This window comes from Pseudomonas sp. GD03903 (genome assembly GCF_029840045.1).
GTDB lineage: Bacteria > Pseudomonadota > Gammaproteobacteria > Pseudomonadales > Pseudomonadaceae > Pseudomonas > Pseudomonas pseudonitroreducens.
The window spans coordinates 41,497-60,235 of the sequence record NZ_JAOCBT010000031.1 but is presented as its reverse complement, the minus strand read 5'-3'; the positions used below and the strand labels follow the sequence as shown (position 1 = coordinate 60,235).

General features: G+C 66.6%; 17 protein-coding genes. 9 read left to right on the top strand and 8 right to left on the bottom strand.

Going from position 1 to position 18,739, the window contains the following annotated elements; all coding sequences use genetic code 11:
• Nucleotides 1-256 precede the first annotated feature (256 nt).
• The gene (locus N5C91_RS29790) at nt 257-622 is read left to right on the top strand and encodes a hypothetical protein (RefSeq protein ID WP_236201261.1); all 366 of its coding nucleotides are present in this window, start codon (nt 257-259) and stop codon (nt 620-622) included.
• Between the two features lie 19 nt (nt 623-641).
• Here N5C91_RS29790 and N5C91_RS29785 read toward each other — a convergent pair whose 3' ends face one another.
• From N5C91_RS29785 to N5C91_RS29775, 3 genes are all read right to left on the bottom strand, one after another.
• On the bottom strand, nt 642-1,076 hold the full coding sequence (locus N5C91_RS29785) for a thioesterase family protein (RefSeq protein ID WP_279833988.1): 435 nt from the start codon (nt 1,074-1,076) through the stop codon (nt 642-644).
• A gap of 7 nt (nt 1,077-1,083) precedes the next feature.
• On the bottom strand, nt 1,084-2,241 hold the full coding sequence (locus N5C91_RS29780) for an iron-containing alcohol dehydrogenase (RefSeq protein WP_279833987.1): 1,158 nt from the start codon (nt 2,239-2,241) through the stop codon (nt 1,084-1,086).
• 298 nt (nt 2,242-2,539) lie between these two features.
• A complete protein-coding gene (locus N5C91_RS29775; protein ID WP_279833985.1) occupies nt 2,540-3,334 on the bottom strand; it encodes a thymidylate synthase in 795 nt (264 codons plus the stop codon).
• A 240-nt stretch (nt 3,335-3,574) separates the two neighbouring features.
• On the opposite strand from N5C91_RS29775, the gene N5C91_RS29770 reads away from it, so the two are divergent.
• The 7 genes from N5C91_RS29770 to N5C91_RS29740 all read left to right on the top strand — a co-directional run bounded on the left by N5C91_RS29770 (nt 3,575) and on the right by N5C91_RS29740 (nt 10,664).
• Nucleotides 3,575-4,081: a sorbitol dehydrogenase family protein gene (locus N5C91_RS29770; protein ID WP_236172786.1), complete on the top strand. Its 507-nt coding sequence runs from the start codon at nt 3,575-3,577 to the stop codon at nt 4,079-4,081.
• Between the two features lie 2 nt (nt 4,082-4,083).
• Nucleotides 4,084-5,673 carry a GMC family oxidoreductase gene (locus N5C91_RS29765; protein WP_279833983.1) on the top strand — a complete coding sequence of 530 codons (1,590 nt, stop codon included), beginning with the start codon at nt 4,084-4,086 and terminating at the stop codon, nt 5,671-5,673.
• On the top strand, nt 5,670-6,950 hold the full coding sequence (locus N5C91_RS29760) for a cytochrome c (protein ID WP_279833981.1): 1,281 nt from the start codon (nt 5,670-5,672) through the stop codon (nt 6,948-6,950). The genes N5C91_RS29765 and N5C91_RS29760 overlap by 4 nt, the downstream gene beginning before the upstream one ends.
• Before the next feature lie 108 nt (nt 6,951-7,058).
• On the top strand, nt 7,059-9,473 hold the full coding sequence (locus N5C91_RS29755; RefSeq protein WP_279833979.1) for a tetratricopeptide repeat protein: 2,415 nt from the start codon (nt 7,059-7,061) through the stop codon (nt 9,471-9,473).
• A gap of 106 nt (nt 9,474-9,579) precedes the next feature.
• Complete coding sequence (locus tag N5C91_RS29750) at nt 9,580-9,897, top strand: DUF2388 domain-containing protein (RefSeq protein ID WP_236202261.1); 318 nt, start codon at nt 9,580-9,582, stop codon at nt 9,895-9,897.
• Nucleotides 9,898-10,008: 111 nt separating this feature from the next.
• A complete protein-coding gene (locus N5C91_RS29745) occupies nt 10,009-10,335 on the top strand; it encodes a DUF2388 domain-containing protein (protein WP_236172001.1) in 327 nt (108 codons plus the stop codon).
• 107 nt (nt 10,336-10,442) lie between these two features.
• On the top strand, nt 10,443-10,664 hold the full coding sequence (locus tag N5C91_RS29740; protein ID WP_236172002.1) for a hypothetical protein: 222 nt from the start codon (nt 10,443-10,445) through the stop codon (nt 10,662-10,664).
• 220 nt (nt 10,665-10,884) lie between these two features.
• On the opposite strand, the gene gcvP is transcribed toward N5C91_RS29740, so the two are convergent.
• The 4 genes from gcvP to N5C91_RS29720 form a co-directional block, all read right to left on the bottom strand.
• Nucleotides 10,885-13,761, bottom strand: coding sequence for an aminomethyl-transferring glycine dehydrogenase (gene gcvP / locus N5C91_RS29735; RefSeq protein ID WP_279833976.1), 2,877 nt, complete (start codon nt 13,759-13,761; stop codon nt 10,885-10,887).
• Nucleotides 13,762-13,836: 75 nt separating this feature from the next.
• Nucleotides 13,837-14,226 carry a glycine cleavage system protein GcvH gene (gcvH, locus tag N5C91_RS29730; RefSeq protein WP_236172006.1) on the bottom strand — a complete coding sequence of 130 codons (390 nt, stop codon included), beginning with the start codon at nt 14,224-14,226 and terminating at the stop codon, nt 13,837-13,839.
• A gap of 66 nt (nt 14,227-14,292) precedes the next feature.
• Complete coding sequence (gene gcvT, locus N5C91_RS29725) at nt 14,293-15,375, bottom strand: glycine cleavage system aminomethyltransferase GcvT (protein ID WP_236172008.1); 1,083 nt, start codon at nt 15,373-15,375, stop codon at nt 14,293-14,295.
• A 112-nt stretch (nt 15,376-15,487) separates the two neighbouring features.
• The gene (locus N5C91_RS29720; RefSeq protein WP_279833991.1) at nt 15,488-17,107 is read right to left on the bottom strand and encodes an iron ABC transporter permease; all 1,620 of its coding nucleotides are present in this window, start codon (nt 17,105-17,107) and stop codon (nt 15,488-15,490) included.
• Nucleotides 17,108-17,280: 173 nt separating this feature from the next.
• Here N5C91_RS29720 and N5C91_RS29715 point away from each other — a divergent pair, with 173 nt between their 5' ends.
• Nucleotides 17,281-17,670, top strand: coding sequence for a hypothetical protein (locus N5C91_RS29715; RefSeq protein ID WP_236172009.1), 390 nt, complete (start codon nt 17,281-17,283; stop codon nt 17,668-17,670).
• Here N5C91_RS29715 and N5C91_RS29710 read toward each other — a convergent pair whose 3' ends face one another.
• Complete coding sequence (locus tag N5C91_RS29710) at nt 17,671-18,672, bottom strand: extracellular solute-binding protein (RefSeq protein ID WP_279833975.1); 1,002 nt, start codon at nt 18,670-18,672, stop codon at nt 17,671-17,673.
• Nucleotides 18,673-18,739: the final 67 nt, after the last annotated feature.

Here is an 18,739-nt window from a genome sequence, read left to right as displayed (position 1 = left end):
CCTAGACCTCGCGCAGGAGGTAATCGGGGGTCGCCGTATTCCGATGCGGCACTGGGAAAGTGTGTCGGATCGTCAAAGATGCGGGGAACCGCGCGGCAGGTTTAGCGCTCTCCATACGGAGGCGGCGACGCCTGGGTGAACTGCCGACCGGCGGCCAGCATAGGCCTGACGGACCACCCGGGACAAGCCCCCGTATTATCCCGCCACGCTCGTATAGGCTTGTCGGGAAGGGATCACTGGCCACAAGGAGTCATTCGTGAAAGCGCTTGCTGCCGCCGGTCTGCTGCTGTCGCTTGGCGCCGTGCAGACCGCGCACGCCGGAGACTGGCAGGTCTGCCAGATGGAAGTGGAGATTATTGGACCCCTCAAATTGCCCGTGCGTGGCCTGGAAGGCCGCGTGGAGTCGGTCAAGCCACGGGCCGCCGGCACGGATTGCCCGGACCGCGGCGCGTTGATCGCCTTCGAGCCGGAAAGCGCCGACTGGCAGAGCCGGATTCCTCGCCAGCATTGGCCGACGCCCGGGCAACGAGTGTGGATGCGCTACCAGTACCTGGACGGCATCTGCAAGGGCGACGGCCACAGCCGGCCGTGCCGGATCGAGCATTATCCAATGGGCTGGTGACGCTCCTACGAAGAACAGTTCAGACGCGCTCCAGAGTCTCCATCGCCTCGCGCAACGCAGGAGGAATCGACACCGGGCGGTTGCTCGCGCGATCAACGAACACGTGCACGAACTTGCCTGCCGCGCAGGCCAGTTCCTCGCCTTCGCGGAAGATCGCCAGCTCGTATTGCACCGAACTGTTACCCAGCTTGCCGACCCGCAGGCCGACCTCAATGCGCTCGGGGAAGGCCACCGGCGCGAAATAATCACAGCTGGAGCTGACCACGAAGCCCACCACGTCGCCGTTGTGGATATCCAGGCCGCCACGCTCGATCAGGTAAGTGTTCACCGCCGTGTCGAAGAAGCCGTAGTAGGTCACGTTGTTCACGTGGCCGTAGATATCGTTGTCGTGCCAGCGCGTGGTAATCGGCTGGAAGTGCGCGTAGTCGGCGCGGCTGGGATGCTGTTCGCTCATGGGGTTCTCAGAAGGCGGCTCGGTAGATGGCCAGCGCATCGCTCTCGCTGACTTCGCGGGGATTATTCACCAGCAGGCGCTGTTGCAGCATCGCGTCAGCGGCCAGGCGCGGCAGGCTGTCCTGCGGGACGCCGGCATCGCGCAGGCGCGAAGGCAGGCCACTGCGCGGGCTGAGATCGGCCAGTTCGGCGATGAACTGCTCGGTGCGGTCGGCGTCACTGCGCAGGCGCTGGCCCAGCAACAACGGCGCCAGTTCGGCGTAGAGAGCGCCGGCGTTCGGTGCGTTGAAGCGGATCACCTCCGGCAGCACCAGCGCATTGCTCAGGCCATGGGGAATGTGGAAGTGCCCGCCGAGCGGGTAGGCCAGCGCGTGGACGGCGGCCACCGGGGCATTGGCGAAGGCCTGCCCGGCCAGGCAGGCACCCAGCAGCATGGCCTGGCGAGCCTCGCGGTTACCGCCGTTGTGCACGGCTTCGTCGAGGTTCAGCGCCAGCAGGCGCAGCGCTTCGCGGGCGAGCAGGTCGGACAGCGGATTCTTCTTCAGCTTGCTGGTGTACGCCTCGATGGCGTGGACCATCGCGTCGATGCCGGTAGCCGCGGTGACAGCCGGCGGCAGGCCGAGGGTAAGGTCGGCATCGAGCATGGCCAGGTCCGGCAACAGGTGCGGGCTGACCACGCCCATCTTGGTGGTCTCGCCGGTGGTGACGATGGCGATCGGCGTGACTTCCGAGCCGGTCCCGGCGGTGGTCGGCACCTGCAGCAGCGGCAGGCGCGGGCCGCGGGCATTGCCGACGCCGAAGATATCCTTGAGCCCCTGGGCGGCCAGCGGGTGCGCCAGCAGCGCAACCAGCTTGGCGACGTCCATCGAGCTGCCGCCGCCGAAGCCGATCACCAGTTGCGCGGCCATCCGCCGCGCCTGGTCGGTGGCTTGCAGCACCACGCTTTCCGGCGGGTCCGCCACTACCTGGTCAAAGACTTCAACCGCCACGCCGGCCTCGGCGAAGCCGGGCAGCACGCCGTCGAGCATGTTCAGGCGGGTGATCCCGGGGTCGGTGACGATGAGTACGCGCTGGGCGCCGCGTTCGCGGCAGAGTTCACCCAGGCGGGCGGCGGAACCACTCTCGCAGAGAATCTGCGCGGTGGTGGCAAAGCTGAAAGGCTGCATGACGGTCCCCGGTCTTGTCGTTGTACTGCGGAAAATCCGTAGGCCACTGTTCAGCGGCCTGCACGCGGAGCATAGCAATGCGCCGCACCTTTATGAAACCTAGTACCGCTAGGCGAAACTTATATTTGCCAAATGACTGACTGGCGCACGTTTGCCATGGGGGTGCGCAGCGATAGCTGTCAGTGAAGGGCGCGCAGGTATGGCGCCACTCGAACGCCATCCCCGTTTGCCGGGGGCCTCGGCGCAGAAACGCAAAGGCCGGCATTGCGCCGGCCTTTGCAAGGGAGCCTGTCGCGGTTCAGACAGCGACCGGCGCCTTGATGTGTGGGTGGGCTTCATAGCCGACCAGTTCGAAGTCCTCGAAGCGGAAGTCGAACAGGTCCTTCACCTCGGGGTTGATCTTCATGGTGGGCAGCGGCAGCGGCTGGCGGGTCAGCTGCAGGTCGGTCTGCTCCAGATGGTTGGCGTACAGGTGGCAGTCGCCGCCGGTCCAGATGAACTCGCCCGGCGCGAACCCGGCAATCTGCGCGACCATCAGGGTCAGCAGCGCATAGCTGGCGATGTTGAAGGGCACGCCGAGGAAGATGTCGGCCGAGCGCTGGTACAGCTGGCAGCTGAGCTTGCCGTCGGCCACATAGAACTGGAACAGCGCATGGCAGGGTGGCAGGGCCATCTCGTCGATCAGCGCGGGGTTCCACGCGGAGACGATCAGCCGGCGCGAGTCCGGGTTGCTCTTCAGCATCTGCATCAGGTTGGCGATCTGGTCGATTTGGCGGCCGTCCGGCGCCGGCCAGGAGCGCCACTGGTAGCCGTAGACCGGGCCCAGGTCGCCGTTCTCGTCGGCCCATTCGTCCCAGATCGAGACGCCGTTTTCCTTCAGGTAGGCGATGTTGGTCGAACCTTTGAGGAACCACAGCAGCTCATGGACGATCGATTTGAGGTGGCACTTCTTGGTGGTCACCAGCGGGAAGCCTTCGGCGAGGTCGAAACGCATCTGGTGGCCGAACACACTGTAGGTGCCGGTGCCGGTGCGATCGCTCTTGAAGGTGCCATGTTCGCGCACGTGGCGCATGAGGTCGAGGTACTGTTTCATCGCGAAGGTTTCACCCAAAAGCCGGTCGGTGAGGCTCTGCGGCGCGGCTCCGGAGTGGGCCGCCGGCAGAGCGAATCGCCCGGCAGAATCTGAACAAGCGGCAATACTAAGGGCCTGGGCACGCTATCGCCAGTCCGACCGACGGACCGGCGACGCGGCCAAAGGCAGCACCCAGCGTCACGAAGCAAGCGGCGAGAGACCGCGCTTCCCAACCGTTCGCCTGTTGCAAGAGAGGTTGTCATGTCCGAGGCACCACTGCCCGCCTTTCCCCTTTCGCGCCGCCGCCTGCTGGCGGTGGCCTGCGCCAGCGCCGCGGCGGGCGGCGTGCTGCTCAGCCCCGCCGCGCGCACCTGGGCCGCACTGACACCCCAGGCGGCGACGGAGCTGGACGAGTTCATGACCCTGTCCCAGCGCCTCACCGGCCGCAGCAACCTCGACCCGCGCATCGGTTTACGCCTGTTCGGCGTCCTGGCCCAGCGTGACACGGCACTGCGGCAGAGTCTCACGGAGCTGCTGGACCGCCTGGGCGACGCGCCGGATACCTGGAACGAGCGCCAGCAGTGGCTGGCCCGGCAGATCCTCGGCGGCTGGTACCTGGGCCAGATCGGCGATGACAGCGGTGCGACGGTGGTCACCTACGAGCAGGCGCTGATGTTCCGCGCCGTGGATGACGTCCTGGTGATCCGCAGCTATTGCCCGAACAAGCCCGGCTTCTGGGCGGCGCAACCGACCGAGCGGGGGGCCTGAGCATGGCCGATACGCAACGCGCGGATTTCGTGGTGGTGGGCTCCGGCGTCGCCGGCGCACTGGTCGCACACCAGTTGGCGCTGGCCGGCAAGGACGTGCTGATCCTCGAGGCAGGCCCGCGCATGGGTCGCTGGGAGATCGTCGAGCGCTTCCGCAACCAGGCGGACAAGTCCGACAACCAGGCACCCTACCCGTCCAGCCCGTACGCCCCCCACCCGCAGTTCAAGCCGGACAACCACTACCTGATCCAGAAGGGCGAACACCCCTACGACGTGCAGTACATCCGCGCCGTGGGCGGCACCACCTGGCACTGGGCGGCCTCGGCCTGGCGTTTCCTGCCCAACGATTTCAAGCTGCTCAGCCTCTACGGCGTAGGCCGCGATTGGCCCATCGAGTACGCCGAACTGGAGCCCTGGTACCAGCGCGCCGAGGAAGAACTGGGGGTCTGGGGCCCTGGCGACGAGGAACTCGACTCGCCGCGCAGCCAGTCTTACCCGATGCCGCCGTTGCCGCTGTCGTGGAACGAGCAGCGCATCAAGACCCTGCTCAACGCCAACGGCTATCGCGTGGTCACCGAGCCGGTGGCGCGCAACAGCCGCCCCTACGACGGCCGGCCGACCTGCTGCGGCAACAACAACTGCATGCCGATCTGCCCGATTGGCGCCATGTACAACGGCATCGTCCACGTCGACAAGGCAGAGGCCGCCGGCGCGCGGCTGATCGACAACGCCGTGGTGTTCAAACTGGAGAAGGGCGACGGCGGCAAGATAGTCGCAGCGCTGTACAAGGACCCGCAGGGCAACGAAGTGCGCGTCGAGGGCGACACCTTCATCCTCGCCGCCAATGGCATCGAGACGCCCAAGCTGATGCTGATGTCCGAGGTCGGCAACAGTTCGGACATGGTCGGCCGCAACCTCATGGACCACCCCGGCACCGCCGTGCAGTTCTATGCCGACGAGAAGCTCTGGCCGGGCCGCGGGCCGCAGGAAATGACCTCGATGGTGGGCTTCCGCGACGGCGCCTTCCGCAGCGAATACGCCTCGAAGAAGATCCACCTGTCCAACCTCTCGCGCACCGACCAGGTGGCCGCCGAGCTGATCCGCCACGGACCACTGCTGCTGGGCCACGACCTGGAGGCGAAGATCCGCGACCGCGCCGCGCGTTTCGTGCGCTTCGACAGCTTTCACGAAATCCTTCCGCACCCGGAGAACCGCATCGTACCCAGCGCCACCGAGCGCGACGCGGCGGGTATCCCCAAGCCCGAATTCACCTACGCGATGGACGACTACGTGCGCAAGAGCGCGGTCCACACCCGCGAGGTTTACGCCCATGCGGCGAAACTGCTGGGTGGCGAGGAGGTGAAGTTCGACGACAGCTTCGCCAACAACAACCACATCACCGGCACCGTGCTGATGGGCGCCGACCCGAAAGATTCGGTGGTGGACGCCCAATGCCGGGCGCACGACCACCCCAACCTGTTCATCGCCAGCAGCGGCGTGATGCCCACCGTCGGCTCGGTGAACTGCACCCTGACCATCGCCGCCCTGGCCTTGCGCCTGGCCGAGCACCTGAAGCGGGAGGCCAAGGCATGAAACGCCTTCTGCTCCTCGTCCTGCTGGCCACGCCATTGGCCACCTACGCTGCCAAGGCGCTCGACCCGGCCCCGGCGGAGCTGCTGCAACGTGGCGAATATCTGGCCCGCGCCGGCGACTGCGCAGCGTGCCACACCTCGCCGGGCGGCAAGCCCTTCGCTGGCGGCCTGCCACTGGCCACGCCGCTGGGCGCAGTGTATTCCACCAACATCACCCCCGATCCGAAGACCGGCATTGGCAGCTACAGCTACGACGACTTCGCCCGTGCCGTGCGCGAAGGCGTGGCCAAGGGCGGCACCCGGCTCTATCCGGCGATGCCCTACACCGCCTACGCAAAGATCACCGACGAAGACATGCAGGCGCTCTACGCCTGGTTCCTCGAAGGCGGCGTGCAGGCCGTGGCGCAGCCCAACCAGGATTCCGACATCGCCTGGCCGCTGGACATGCGCTGGCCGCTGGCGATCTGGAACCTGCTGTTCCACAACGACGCGGTCTACCAGAACAAGCCGAAGCAGAGCGCGACCTGGAACCGTGGCGCCTATCTGGTCCAGGGCCTGGCGCACTGCGGCACCTGCCACACCCCGCGCGGCATGGCGTTCCAGGAGAAGGCCATGGACGAACGCAGCACCGGCTTCCTCTCCGGCGCCGCGCTGGGCGGCTGGTACGCCTTCAACATCACTCCCGACACCCACAGCGGTATCGGCGGCTGGAGCGACGCGGAGATCGTCCAGTACCTCAAGACCGGCCGCGTGCCCGGCAAGGCACAGGCCGCCGGGCCGATGGCCGAAGCGGTGCAGCACAGCTTCCAGTACATGACCGATACCGACCTGCAGGCCATCGCCAGCTACCTGCGCAGCGTCCCGGCGGTCAGCGATGGCGAGCGCAAGGCACGCTTCGCCTGGGGTGAGCCGGCGGATGACGTGGTGACTCTGCGCGGCCAGGACTTCGCCGCGCAGAAGCACGACGACGGCGCCCGCCTCTACCTGGGCAACTGCGCCAGCTGCCACTCCTGGACCGGTGAGGGGGTGAAGGACGGCTACTACCCGATGCTGCTGAAGAACACTGCGGTCGGCGCGCTGCAGCCGGACAACCTGGTGCAGGTCGTACTCGGCGGCGTGCACCGCAAGGTGGGCGACGACGATGTGTTCATGCCCGGTTTCGCCGGGACGCTGAACGACGAACAGATCGCCACGCTGGTGAACTACCTCAGCGCACAGTTCGGCAACCCCGAGGTGAAGGTCGACAGCGCCCGGGTCGCCGAGATTCGCCAACCCTGAGGCGCATGCCGTGGCGGGCCGGTTCCCGAGGAAGGCCCCGGCCCACGTTGACAGTCCCAGCCCGCTCACGGAAGCTCCGTTACCCACGGAGTCGCCGCGGAACAATGGATGTCCATGCCCCACAAGACCAAGAAGCCCCGCCCCGCCGCCCCCGCCGCCGTGCAGCCCAACGGTTATCGTCGCGCCTGGCTCGCGGCCATCGCCGGGATATTGCTTCTGGCCACCATCGGGGCCTGGATCTGGGTCGAGCAGGACAGCGGCATCCAGCTGCCCAGCGGCCATCCACCGATCACCACCAGCGCACCCAAGGCTTCTGCAACGCCCCCGGCGGTGCAGCCCGCGCAACTGGTCGACGAATCCACCTGCGCCGGCTGCCACCCGGCGCAACTCAAGGACTGGCAGGGCTCCCATCACCAGCAGGCGATGAAGCCGGCGAGCGAAGGCAACGTGCTGGGCGACTTCGCCGATGTCACCTTCAAGGGCGACACCGAGACCACCCGCTTCTTCCGCAAGGGCGACGAGTACTGGGTCAATACCCCTGGTGCCGACGGCAAGCCGGCGGACTTCAAGGTCGCCTACACCTTCGGCTTCGAACCGCTGCAGCAATACCTGCTGGACTTTCCCGACGAACAAGGCCGGCCCGGCGGCCGCCTGCAGGCCCTCGGCGTCGCCTGGGATAGCCGCAAGCACCAGTGGTTCCAGCTGATGCCCGGGCAGCGCATCGACTTCAGGGACGAACTGCACTGGACCCGCCCCGCGCAGAACGCCAACTTCATGTGCATCGAGTGCCACACCACCGGCTTCAAGCGTAACTACGATGCGAAGAGCGACAGCTTCGCCAGCCACTGGAACAGCCTCGGCGTCGGCTGCCAGGCCTGTCACGGGCCCGCATCGAAGCACCTGGAGTGGGCGCAGAAACCCGATCGCAACACCGCCAAGGGCTTCGATGTGCCGCTGCAGAACGCCAGCCAGAGCACCATCGTCGAGACCTGCGCACGCTGCCACGCCCGTCGCGCGCCGCTGGGTGACGGCTACCAGAACCAGCACCGGTTCATGGACGACTACCTGCCCAGCACCCTGACCCGCGAACTCTACGAGATCGACGGCAAGATCAAGGACGAAGTCTTCGAGTGGGGTTCCTTCACCCAGAGCAAGATGTTCGCCAAGGGCGTGCAGTGCACCGATTGCCACAATCCGCACAGCGGCGAGCTGAAGGCACCGGGCAACGGTGTCTGCCTGCAATGCCACAACACCGCCGGCAAGCCGGTGCGCCCGCAGATCGACGGCAAGGGTTTGCAGGCGAAGAACTACGACTCCCCCGAGCACACCCATCACCAACCCGGCACGCCGGGTGCGCAATGCACGTCGTGCCACATGCCGGGGCGTTACTACATGGTCAACGACTACCGCCACGACCACGGCTTCACCCTGCCCAATCCGCAGCACGCCCGCCGCATCGGCGCCCCGGATGCCTGCCAGGCCTGTCACCGCGACATGCCGGCGAAGCAGCTCGGCTCGGCATTCCGCGAGTGGTTCGCCAGCGAAATACCAGCCAAACCGAATGCCTCCAGCAACCCGCCGCCACGCTACGACGACACCCTGTGGAAGGCGCGTAATGGCAAGCCAGGCGCCTCGCGCGCCCTGCACCTGCTGCTCGCCGACGCAAACCTGCCGTCGATCCGTCGCGCCACCCTGCTCGCCGAGCTGCCCAGCTACCCCAGCCCGCGTTCGGCGGAGCTGGTTGCACTGGGTCTGAAGGACACCGATCCGCAGGTCCGCCACAGCGCCATCCAGGCTCTGCCCGCGCTGGCTGCGCCGCAGCAGCAAGTGCTGCTGCTCGCGCCGCTGCTCGCCGATCCGATCCGCGCCGTGCGCAGCGCCGCTGCCTGGCAACTGGCGCAACTGCCACCGCAACTGCTGGCCGGTATCGGGCCCGAGCTGAACAACGGCCTGAAGGAATACGAAACGATCCAGAACGACCTCGCCGAGCGCGCCGAGGCCAACTTCAACCTCGCCATGCTTTACGAGCGCAGCGGTCGCTCGGAACAGGTCGAGCCAGCCCTGCGTGCCGCGCTGGCGCGCAACGAAGAATACCTGCCGGCGCGTGTCACGCTGTTCCAGTGGCTGGAGGCCAACGGCCGCGACGCCGAGGCCCGCCAGGTGCTCACTGACGGCCTGCGCCGGCAGCCCACGTCGGGCCTGCTGCACCACGTCAACGGCCTGGCCCTGGTGCGCCAGGGCCAGCACGCCCAGGCCCTGAAGGAGCTGCGCGAGGCTGTGCGGCTGGCCCCGGATGATGACCAGTTCCGCTTCGTGCTGGCAGTCGCCCTGCATGACGGCGGCGATGTCGACGGCGCCTGCCACGAGCTGGAAACCCTGCTGCAGAAGCACCCGGCCAACCGATCCGCGCGCCTGGTGCTGATCGACTACCTGCGCGAGGCCGGGCAGTTCCAGAAGGTGCAGCAGTTCACGGCAGAGCTGGAGCAACAGAATCCAGACGATCCAGCGCTCAAGCGGGAGTGACCTCTCCAACGACAGGCATTTCCGACGACAGACATTTCCGACGACAGGAAGGAACCGCGGAGTTTTCCGACGCTCTGAGAGGCGCAAAATCACTCAAGGAAACATCATGCGTCGCCGTTCTGCCTCTGTTGTCGTAGCCCTCACCCTGCTCCCCCTTGCCTCCGCCATGGCCGAAGATCGCAGTTTCTGGCGCGGAGTCCTGACCTCCGGCGCCACCACCGCCTCGAGCTACCTGACCAGCCGTGACGATCACAAGCTGATCGGTCCGGCCCAGGACGACGCTGCCAGTTTCATTGCCACCGATGGCGCCATCCGCGGCCCCTACCTGGAAGCCACGCTGCAGCAGATGCGCAGCGCCGACCCGGGCCTGGCGCAAGCCAGCGACGCCGAGCTGGCCTCGGCGATCCTTGCCGCCCAGCATTGAGCAAGGCCGATGTGCGCGACGACCGCTCGCGCACATCGCTGCCGGAAAGTTGGAACTCCAGCCAGCCGCCACGCCTCTCACCTGTACACGGACCTTCCGGAGGTGTAACCGATGCGTACCGCGAAACTGGCCACTGCCTTTGCCCTGATCGCCCTGCCCGTTGCCTCGGCCATGGCCGACGGCGACTTCTGGCGCGACGTGATCTCGTCCGGCGCCACCACCGCGTCGACCTATCTGACCTTCAAGCACGACAAGCTGATCGTCGCCGCCCAGGACGACGCGAGCGCCTTCGTAGCCAGCGACGGCGCCATTCGCGGCCCCTACCTGGAAGCCGCCCTCACCCGGCTGCGCAGCGACGACGCGACCCTGCAGAGTCGCAGCGACATGGAGCTGGCCAACGCCATCCTGACCCGCCCCGATGACGCACCCGCCCAGTGACACCCACCGGCGTGGCCCGTGGCGCGTGTCACGGGCCACACCGGCGGATGCCCCACGCAACCGCCCTTGTGATCTACTGACACTCCCGATTCGACACGGAGTGTCCCATGAACGATCCCATCCAGCCGTTGAAGATCACCCTGATCCTGCTGATCGTCAGTGAAGGCTTCTGGCTGCTCAGCCGCCTGCTCAGCGTGGTCGGCATAGAGGTCTATTCGCTGCTGCCCCAGTCGCTCTACAACCTGATCGGCATGCTCAGCAATGTGCTGATGATCCTGCTGTTCGTGTTCCTGATCCGCCTGATCGGCCGTTTGCAGCTCAAGCCCTGAAGCCCTCTGCCGCGCCAAGCCGATCGCGGACGGTGCCCGCTCCCACACCGGGCATTCCGCTCCTACGCCGGAATGAACCTGTAGGAGCGAGCTTGCTCGCGAACCCTCCCAGCTTCAGCGCCGCCAGGAAATCCGTTCGCGAGCCAACTCGCACCGGCGAAAAACAAAAAAGCCGCCCGAAGGCGGCTTTTTCAGTTCAACTTTCAGTTCAACGCACCGCTCACTCGCGGTAGTCGTCCACCGGCACGCAGGCGCAGAACAGGTTGCGGTCGCCGTAAACGTTGTCCACGCGGTTCACCGCCGGCCAGTACTTGAAGGCCCGGGTGTGCTCGGTCGGGGTCACTGCCTCGGCGATCTGGTAGGGGCGATCCCACAGTCCGGTGACATCGGCCAGGGTGTGCGGCGCGCGCTTGAGCGGGTTGTCCTCGGCGGGCCACTCACCGGTCTCGACCTTGGCGATTTCCGCACGGATCGACAGCATCGCCTCGATAAAGCGATCCAGCTCGTGCTTGGACTCGCTCTCGGTGGGCTCGACCATCAGCGTGCCGGGCACCGGGAAGGACATGGTCGGCGCGTGGAAACCGTAGTCCATCAGGCGCTTGGCCACGTCTTCCTCGCTGATCCCGGTCTGCGCCTTGAGCGGACGCAGGTCGAGGATGCACTCGTGGGCGACACGCTCGTTGCGCCCGCGGTAGAGCACCGGGAAGGCGCCATCGAGCTGCTGGGCCAGGTAGTTGGCGTTGAGGATCGCCACCTCGGTGGCGTCGGCCAGTTGCGGGCCCATCATGGCGATGTACATCCAGCTGATCGGCAGGATGCTCGCGCTACCCCAGGGCGCGGCGCTCACCGCGCCGTTCAGCGGGTTCGGGCCTTCGATGCGGATCACCGGGTGGTTGGCGACGAAGGGCGCCAGGTGCTTCTTCACGCCGATCGGGCCCATGCCCGGGCCGCCACCACCGTGGGGGATGCAGAAGGTCTTGTGCAGGTTCATGTGCGACACGTCGGCGCCGATGTCCGCCGGGCGCGCCAGGCCAACCTGGGCGTTGAGGTTGGCGCCGTCCATGTAGACCTGGCCGCCATGGCCGTGGATGACCTCGCAGATCTCGCGAATGCCTTCCTCATAGACGCCGTGGGTGGACGGGTAGGTAATCATCAGGCAGGACAGCTGCTCGCCGGCTTCCGCCGCCTTGCGCTTCAAGTCCTCCATGTCGACGTTGCCGCCCTTGTCGCACTCGACGATGACCACGCGCATGCTCGCCATGATCGCCGAAGCCGGGTTGGTGCCGTGGGCTGAGGACGGGATCAGGCAGATGTTGCGGTGCGCATCGCCACGGCTCTCGTGGTACTTGCGGATCGCCAGCAGGCCGGCGTACTCGCCCTGGGCGCCGGAGTTGGGCTGCATGCAGATGGCGTCAAAACCGGTGATCGCGCAGAGCCAGCTTTCCAGCTCCTCGATCATCAACCGGTAGCCTTCGGCCTGCTCGCGCGGGACAAAGGGGTGCAGGGTGGCGAATTCCGGCCAGGTGATCGGGATCATCTCGCTGGTGGCGTTGAGCTTCATGGTGCAGGAGCCCAGCGGGATCATCGACTGGTTCAGCGCCAGGTCCTTGCCTTCGAGCTGGCGCAGGTAGCGCAGCATCTCGGTTTCGCTGTGGTGGCGGTTGAACACCGGGTGGCTCAGGTAGCCGCTGCTGCGCTGCAGGGCGGCAGGGACGCCGTCGGCGATCTTGCCGGCATCGAGCTGGGCGACGTCCAGGCCGTGGCCGGCACCCAGCAGGATGTCGAACAGCGTGGCGAGGGTCTCGGCGCTGGTGGTTTCGTCCAGGCTCACGCCCAGGCGGTCTTCACCGACAATACGCAGGTTGACGCGGGCGGCACGGGCACGCTCGACGATGACCTGTTGCTGCGCGCCGACATCCAGGGTCAGGGTGTCGAAGAAATGCTGGTTGACCGGCTTGAGCCCCTTGGCGGTGAGGCCGGCGGCCAGCACGCAAGTCAGGCGGTGCACGCGCTGGGCGATGCGCTTGAGGCCCTGCGGGCCGTGATACACGGCGTACAGGCTGGCGATGTTGGCCAGCAGTACCTGCGAGGTGCAGACGTTGGAGTTGGCCTTCTCGCGGCGGATGTGCTGTTCGCGGGTCTGCAGCGCCATGCGCAGCGCGGTATTGCCACGGGCGTCCTTGGACACGCCGATGATGCGCCCTGGCATGGCGCGCTTGTAGTCGTCGCGGCAGGCGAAGAAGGCTGCGTGCGGGCCGCCGTAGCCCATCGGCACGCCGAAGCGCTGGGCGCTGCCCAGGACCACGTCGGCGCCCAGTTCGCCCGGCGGAGTGAGCAGCAGCAGCGCGAGCAGGTCGCTGGCGACGCAGGCAATGGCCTGCTGGGCGTGCAGCGCGTCGATCAGCGGGCGCAGATCACGCACCTCGCCACGGGTATCCGGGTATTGCAGCAGCGCGCCGAACACCTGGTGCTGGCCAAGGTTGTCCACCTCGTCGACCACCACGTCGAAGCCGAAGGCTTCGGCGCGGGTCTGCACCACGGAGATGGTCTGCGGATGGCAATGCGCATCGACGAAGAACAGGTTGCTCTTGGCCTTGGCCACGCGCTTGGCCAGGGCCATGGCTTCGGCAGCGGCGGTGGCTTCGTCGAGCAGCGAGGCGCTGGCGAGATCGAGTCCGGTGAGGTCGATGGTCATCTGCTGGAAGTTCAGCAGGGACTCGAGACGGCCCTGGGCGATCTCCGGCTGGTAGGGCGTGTAGGCGGTGTACCAGCCCGGGTTCTCCAGCACGTTGCGCAGGATGACGGTCGGCGTCAGGGTGCCGTAGTAGCCGGTGCCGATCAGGCTGGTCCATAGCTCGTTCTTCTGCGCGTAGCCCTTCAGCTTCGCCAGTGCGCCCTGCTCGTCGAGGGCGACGGGCAGGTCCAGCGGCCGGTTCAGGCGGATGGCCGGCGGCACCGTCTGCACGATCAGATCGTCGCGATTCTTGAGCCCCAGGGTGTCGAGCATCGCCTGTTGTTCGGCGGCGTCGGGGCCCAGGTGACGGGCGAGGAAGGCATCAGGCTGGTGCAGCTGGGAAAGCGAAGGGGTGTTCGACATGGCCACGGTCTCGAAAGGTCGCTCCGTAAAAAGAACAGGCCCCGACGAGTCGAGGCCTGTGTATACAGCGGTGTCTTACGCGTTGGCGTCGCAGGAAGCGCGATAGCCGGCGGCGTCGAGCAGCTTCTCCAGCTCCGCCGGGTTGCTCGGCTTGAGCTTGAAGAACCAGGAGCCGTAGGGGTCGTTGTTCACTTCCTCGGGGGTGTCGGCCAGCACGTCGTTGACGGCGATGACTTCACCGCCCACCGGGGCGTAGATGTCCGAGGCGGCCTTCACCGACTCGACCACACCGGCTTCCTGGCCGGCGGCGAGGGTCTTGCCCACTTCCGGCAGTTCGACGAAGACCACGTCACCCAGGGCTTCCTGGGCATGGTCGGAGATACCCACGGTGACGGTACCGTCGGCTTCCAGGCGCGCCCACTCATGGCTGGCGGCATAACGCAGGTCGGCGGGGATATTGCTCATCTTGTTTTCCTCGAGGACGTAGGCGACGGGCGGCGATGCCACACCATGCAAGTTAGTTCATGCAATTTAGATCAGGGCTTTGCCATGACGCACGAAATTCGGCTGAACGACGCGAACCGGGTACCACTTACCACGGATCTCCACCTCGGCGCGATCGCCGGTGCCCGCTGGCACGCGCGCCAGGGCGATGGACTTGCCAAGCGTCGGGGAGAAGCTGCCGCTGGTGATCTCGCCTTCGCCGACACCGGCGACGCGGACCACCTGGTGGGCGCGCAGCACGCCACGCTCTTCCAGCACCAGGCCGACCAGCTTCGGCGCATCGCCGGCGGCCTTCTGCGCTTCCAGGGCCTTGCGGCCGATGAAGTCGCGGCCTTCGGGCTCCCAGGCGATGGTCCAGGCCATGTTGGCGGCCAGCGGGGTGACGTCTTCGTCCATGTCCTGGCCGTAGAGGTTCATCCCGGCCTCCAGACGCAGGGTATCGCGCGCGCCCAGGCCTGCCGGGGAAATACCGGCGCCAACCAGGTCGTTGAGGAAGCCTTGCGCCTCGACGGCCGGCAGCATGATTTCCAGGCCGTCCTCACCGGTGTAGCCGGTACGGGCGATGAACCAGTCACCATCGGCCTTGCCCTGGAAGGGCTTGAGCTCGCGGATCAGCGCGGCACGCGAGGGGGTGACCAGTTCGGCGGTCTTCTCGCGGGCGTTCGGGCCCTGTACGGCGAGCATCGCGAGGTCCGCGCGCTCGTTCAGGGTGACGTCGAAACCTTCGGTGTGGGCCTGCATCCAGGCCATGTCCTTGTCGCGGGTCGAGGCGTTGACCACCACGCGGTAGCCGTACACGCCGAGATAGACGATCAGGTCGTCGACCACCCCGCCGCGCTCGTTGAGCATGCCGCTGTACAGCGCCTTGCCCGGAACCTGCAGTCGTTCGACATCGTTGGCCAGGAGTCGCTGCAGGTATTCCTTGGCCTGCGGACCGGTGACGTCGACCACGGTCATGTGGGAAACGTCGAACACGCCGCAATCGCGACGTACCTGGTGGTGCTCTTCGACTTGCGAACCGTAGTGCAACGGCATGTCCCAACCGCCGAAATCGACGATCTTGGCGCCGAGGGCGACGTGCAAATCATAGAGCGGCGTGCGCTGTCCCATGGGTGTTCTCCTTCCGGGCGAGGCGGGTGCGGAGCGCGAGTACGGCCCGCACGAAACGCGCGCATTGTAGTCGCATGACCGGACTCTGGACAGCTTGTCCGACGGCCGATTCTCAGGGCCGCACAGAACCGGTCGGTCGCGCCGAGCGACGGATCAGGCCGATCACCGGGAACAGTCCCACCAGCACCAGCGTCAGCGCCGGTAGCGCGGCGCGCGCCCACTCGCCCTCGCTGGTCATCTCGAAGACGCGCACGGCCAGGGTGTCCCAGCCGAACGGGCGCATCAGCAGAGTCGCGGGCATCTCCTTGAGCACGTCGACGAATACCAGCAGCGCGGCGCTCAAGGCTCCCGGCAGCAGCAGCGGCAGGTAGACGCGGAAGAACAGGCCGGCCCCGCCGACGCCAAGGCTGCGGGAGGCTTCCGGCAGCGAAGGTCGGATTCTCGCCAGCGCACCTTCCAACGGGTTGTAGGCCACTGCCATGAAGCGGATCAGGTAGGCCACCAGCAACGCCCCGAGGCTGCCCAGCAACAAGGGCTTGCCGGCGCCGCCGAGGGCGCTGGACAGCGGAATCACCGCCTGGTTATCCAGCCAGCTGAAGGCCAGCATGATCGCCACCGCCAGCACCGAGCCGGGCAGCGCGTAGCCAAGGTTGGAAATCCCTACCGCCGAGTGCACCGCGGGTGTTGGCGACAGCCGTCGGGCAAAGACCAGCAGCAGCGCCACGGCCACCGTGATCAGCGCCGCGAAGCCACCCAGGTACAGGCTGTGCAGGATCAGCCCCCAGTAGCGCTCATCGAGGTCGAAACGCCCCTTCTGCCAGACCCAGACCAGCAGTTGCAGCACCGGAATGACAAAGGCGCAGGCAAACACCAGCAGGCACCAGGCGCTGGCGGCGAAGGCCTTCCAGCCGTGCAGCCGGTACAACGCGGCGCCACGCGGACGTTCGTTGGGCACGCCGCTGCGGCCACGGCTGTAGCGCTCGCCCAGCAGCACCAGCATGACGAACAGCAACAGCAGGCTGGCCAGCTGGGTGGCGCTGGAGAGGCTGTAGAAGCCGTACCAGGTCTTGTAGACGGCGGTGGTAAAGGTATCGAAGTTGAACACCGAGACGGTGCCAAAGTCCGCCAGCGTCTCCATGATCGCCAGCGCCAGCCCGGCGCCGATGGCCGGCCGCGCCATGGGCAGGGCAACGCGCCAGAAGGCGTCCAGGGGCGAGAGGCCGAGCACCCGCGCCGCTTCGGTCAGGCCACGCCCCTGGGCAAGGAATGCGCTGCGCGCGAGCAGGTAGACGTAGGGGTAGAAGACCAGCACCAGCACCGTGATCACCCCACCGGTGGAGCGTACCCGCGGCAGCCGCAGGCCGCTGCCGAACCACTCGCGCAGCAGCGTCTGCACGGGGCCGGAGAAATCCAGCAGGCCGACGAAGACGAACGCCAGCACATAGGCCGGCACCGCGAAGGGCAGCATCAGCGCCCAGTCCAGCCAGCGTCGGCCGGGGAATTCGCAGAGGCTGGTGAGCCAGGCGAGGCTGACGCCCAGCACGGTGACGCCCACCCCTACGCCAGCCACCAGCACCAGGGTGTTGCCCAGCAGGCGCGTCATCTGGGTTTCCCACAGGTGCGACCAGATTTCGCGGTCGATTTCCGCCCAGCTCAGCAGCAGGACGCTGATGGGCAGCAACACCAGGGCGGCGACGGCGAAAGTGATGGGGTACCAGCGGTTGGCGCGCATGCGTCGGTGCATCCAGACTTCAAGTGGCGTTCACGGCGGAGGCGTCCGACTCGCAGACGGAATCTTCCAACGTTGAACTCGAATTCGCCTGATCCTCAGGAGACAGGGATAAAGCGCAAGGTACTGCGGTCGAATCCGCCACTTTGCCACTCCCCCAACAAAGGAAAAAGCCCATGCCAGCGCTCCGCGCCCTGCCTGCCCTGTTCCTCGCCGCCCTCTGCGGACCGGCTTTCGCTGACGACACGCCCACGCCGATCGAAGACTGCCTGGATCTCGCCTCGCGCACCTTCGCCGCGGATTCGACGATGCAGGAGCGCTGGCAGCAGTCCTGGCTGGACCATGACTCGCTGCGCGAGGAAGCCTACGACGGGGAAGTCGAGGGGCAGCATGCGAGCAAGGCGCTGAAGGCGCAGATGCGCGAGGGCGAAAGGGTCGCCGGGCAGTTCACCTGCTTGCTGACCGGGAGCGGCAAGCCGCTCTCGGTGCAGTACCAGGTGCAACCGTCAGAGGCGGGCGACGCTACCGAGCAACCGCAAGCGGAGCCGGCAGTACCGTCCACCTGATCAGTTCCAGCCGGCGCGGTCCATCAGCTTGATCGCTTCGGCCTGGCGCTTGCCGGCGATCTCCACCGGAATGCTGTCGGCCTTGAACTCACCCCAGGCCGCCACTTCCTGCGACGGTGCCACCTTCGGGTTGGCCGGGAATTCCTGGTTGATGCCGGCGAACAGCGCCTGGGCGTCCGCACCGGTCATCCACTCCACCAGCTTCTTGGCCTGTTCCGGGTGCGGCGCGTACCTGGTCAGGCCGATGCCCGACAGGTTGACGTGCACGCCCCGGTCGCCCTGGTTCGGCCAGAACAGCTTCACCGGCAGCTGCGGATTGTCCTTGTGCATGCGCCCGTAGTAGTAGGTGTTGACGATACCGACATCGCACTGCCCGGCGGCGATGGCCTGGAGCAGCGCGTTGTCGTCGGAGAACACGTCGGTGGCCAGGTTGTTCACCCAGCCCTGGAGGATCTGCTCGGTCTTCTCGGCGCCGTGGGTTTCGATCAGCGTGGCGGTCAGCGACTGGTTGTAGACCTTCTTCGCGGTGCGCAGGCACAGGCGGCCTTCCCATTTCGCATCGGCCAGATCCTCGTAGGTCGACAGCTCCTCGGGCTTCACCCGCTGGGTCGAATAGGCAATGGTACGCGCGCGCAGCGACAGGCCGGTCCAGCTGTCAGTGCCGGAGCGGTACTGCGGCGGGATGTTGGCGTCCAGGGTCGGCGAATCGAAGGGCTGCAGAATGCCCATCTTCTCGGCCTGCCAGAGGTTGCCGGCGTCGACGGTCAGCAGCAGGTCGGCCGGGGTATTGGCGCCCTCGGCCTTGATCCGCGCCATCAGCGGCGCTTCCTTGTCGGTGATGAACTTGATCTTCACCCCGGTGGCCTGGGTGTAGGCGTCGAACACCGGCTTGATCAGCTCGTCGATACGCGAGGAATAGACCACCACTTCGTCGGCGGCCTGGGCGGTGCTACCGAAGGCGGCCAGCAGGAGGGTGGCGAGAAGACCTTTGCGCACGAGCATGAGCGTGTCCTTTGCAGGGAAAATATCCCGCAAATGATAAGGAACCTCATTTGCTACTGAGCCGTGC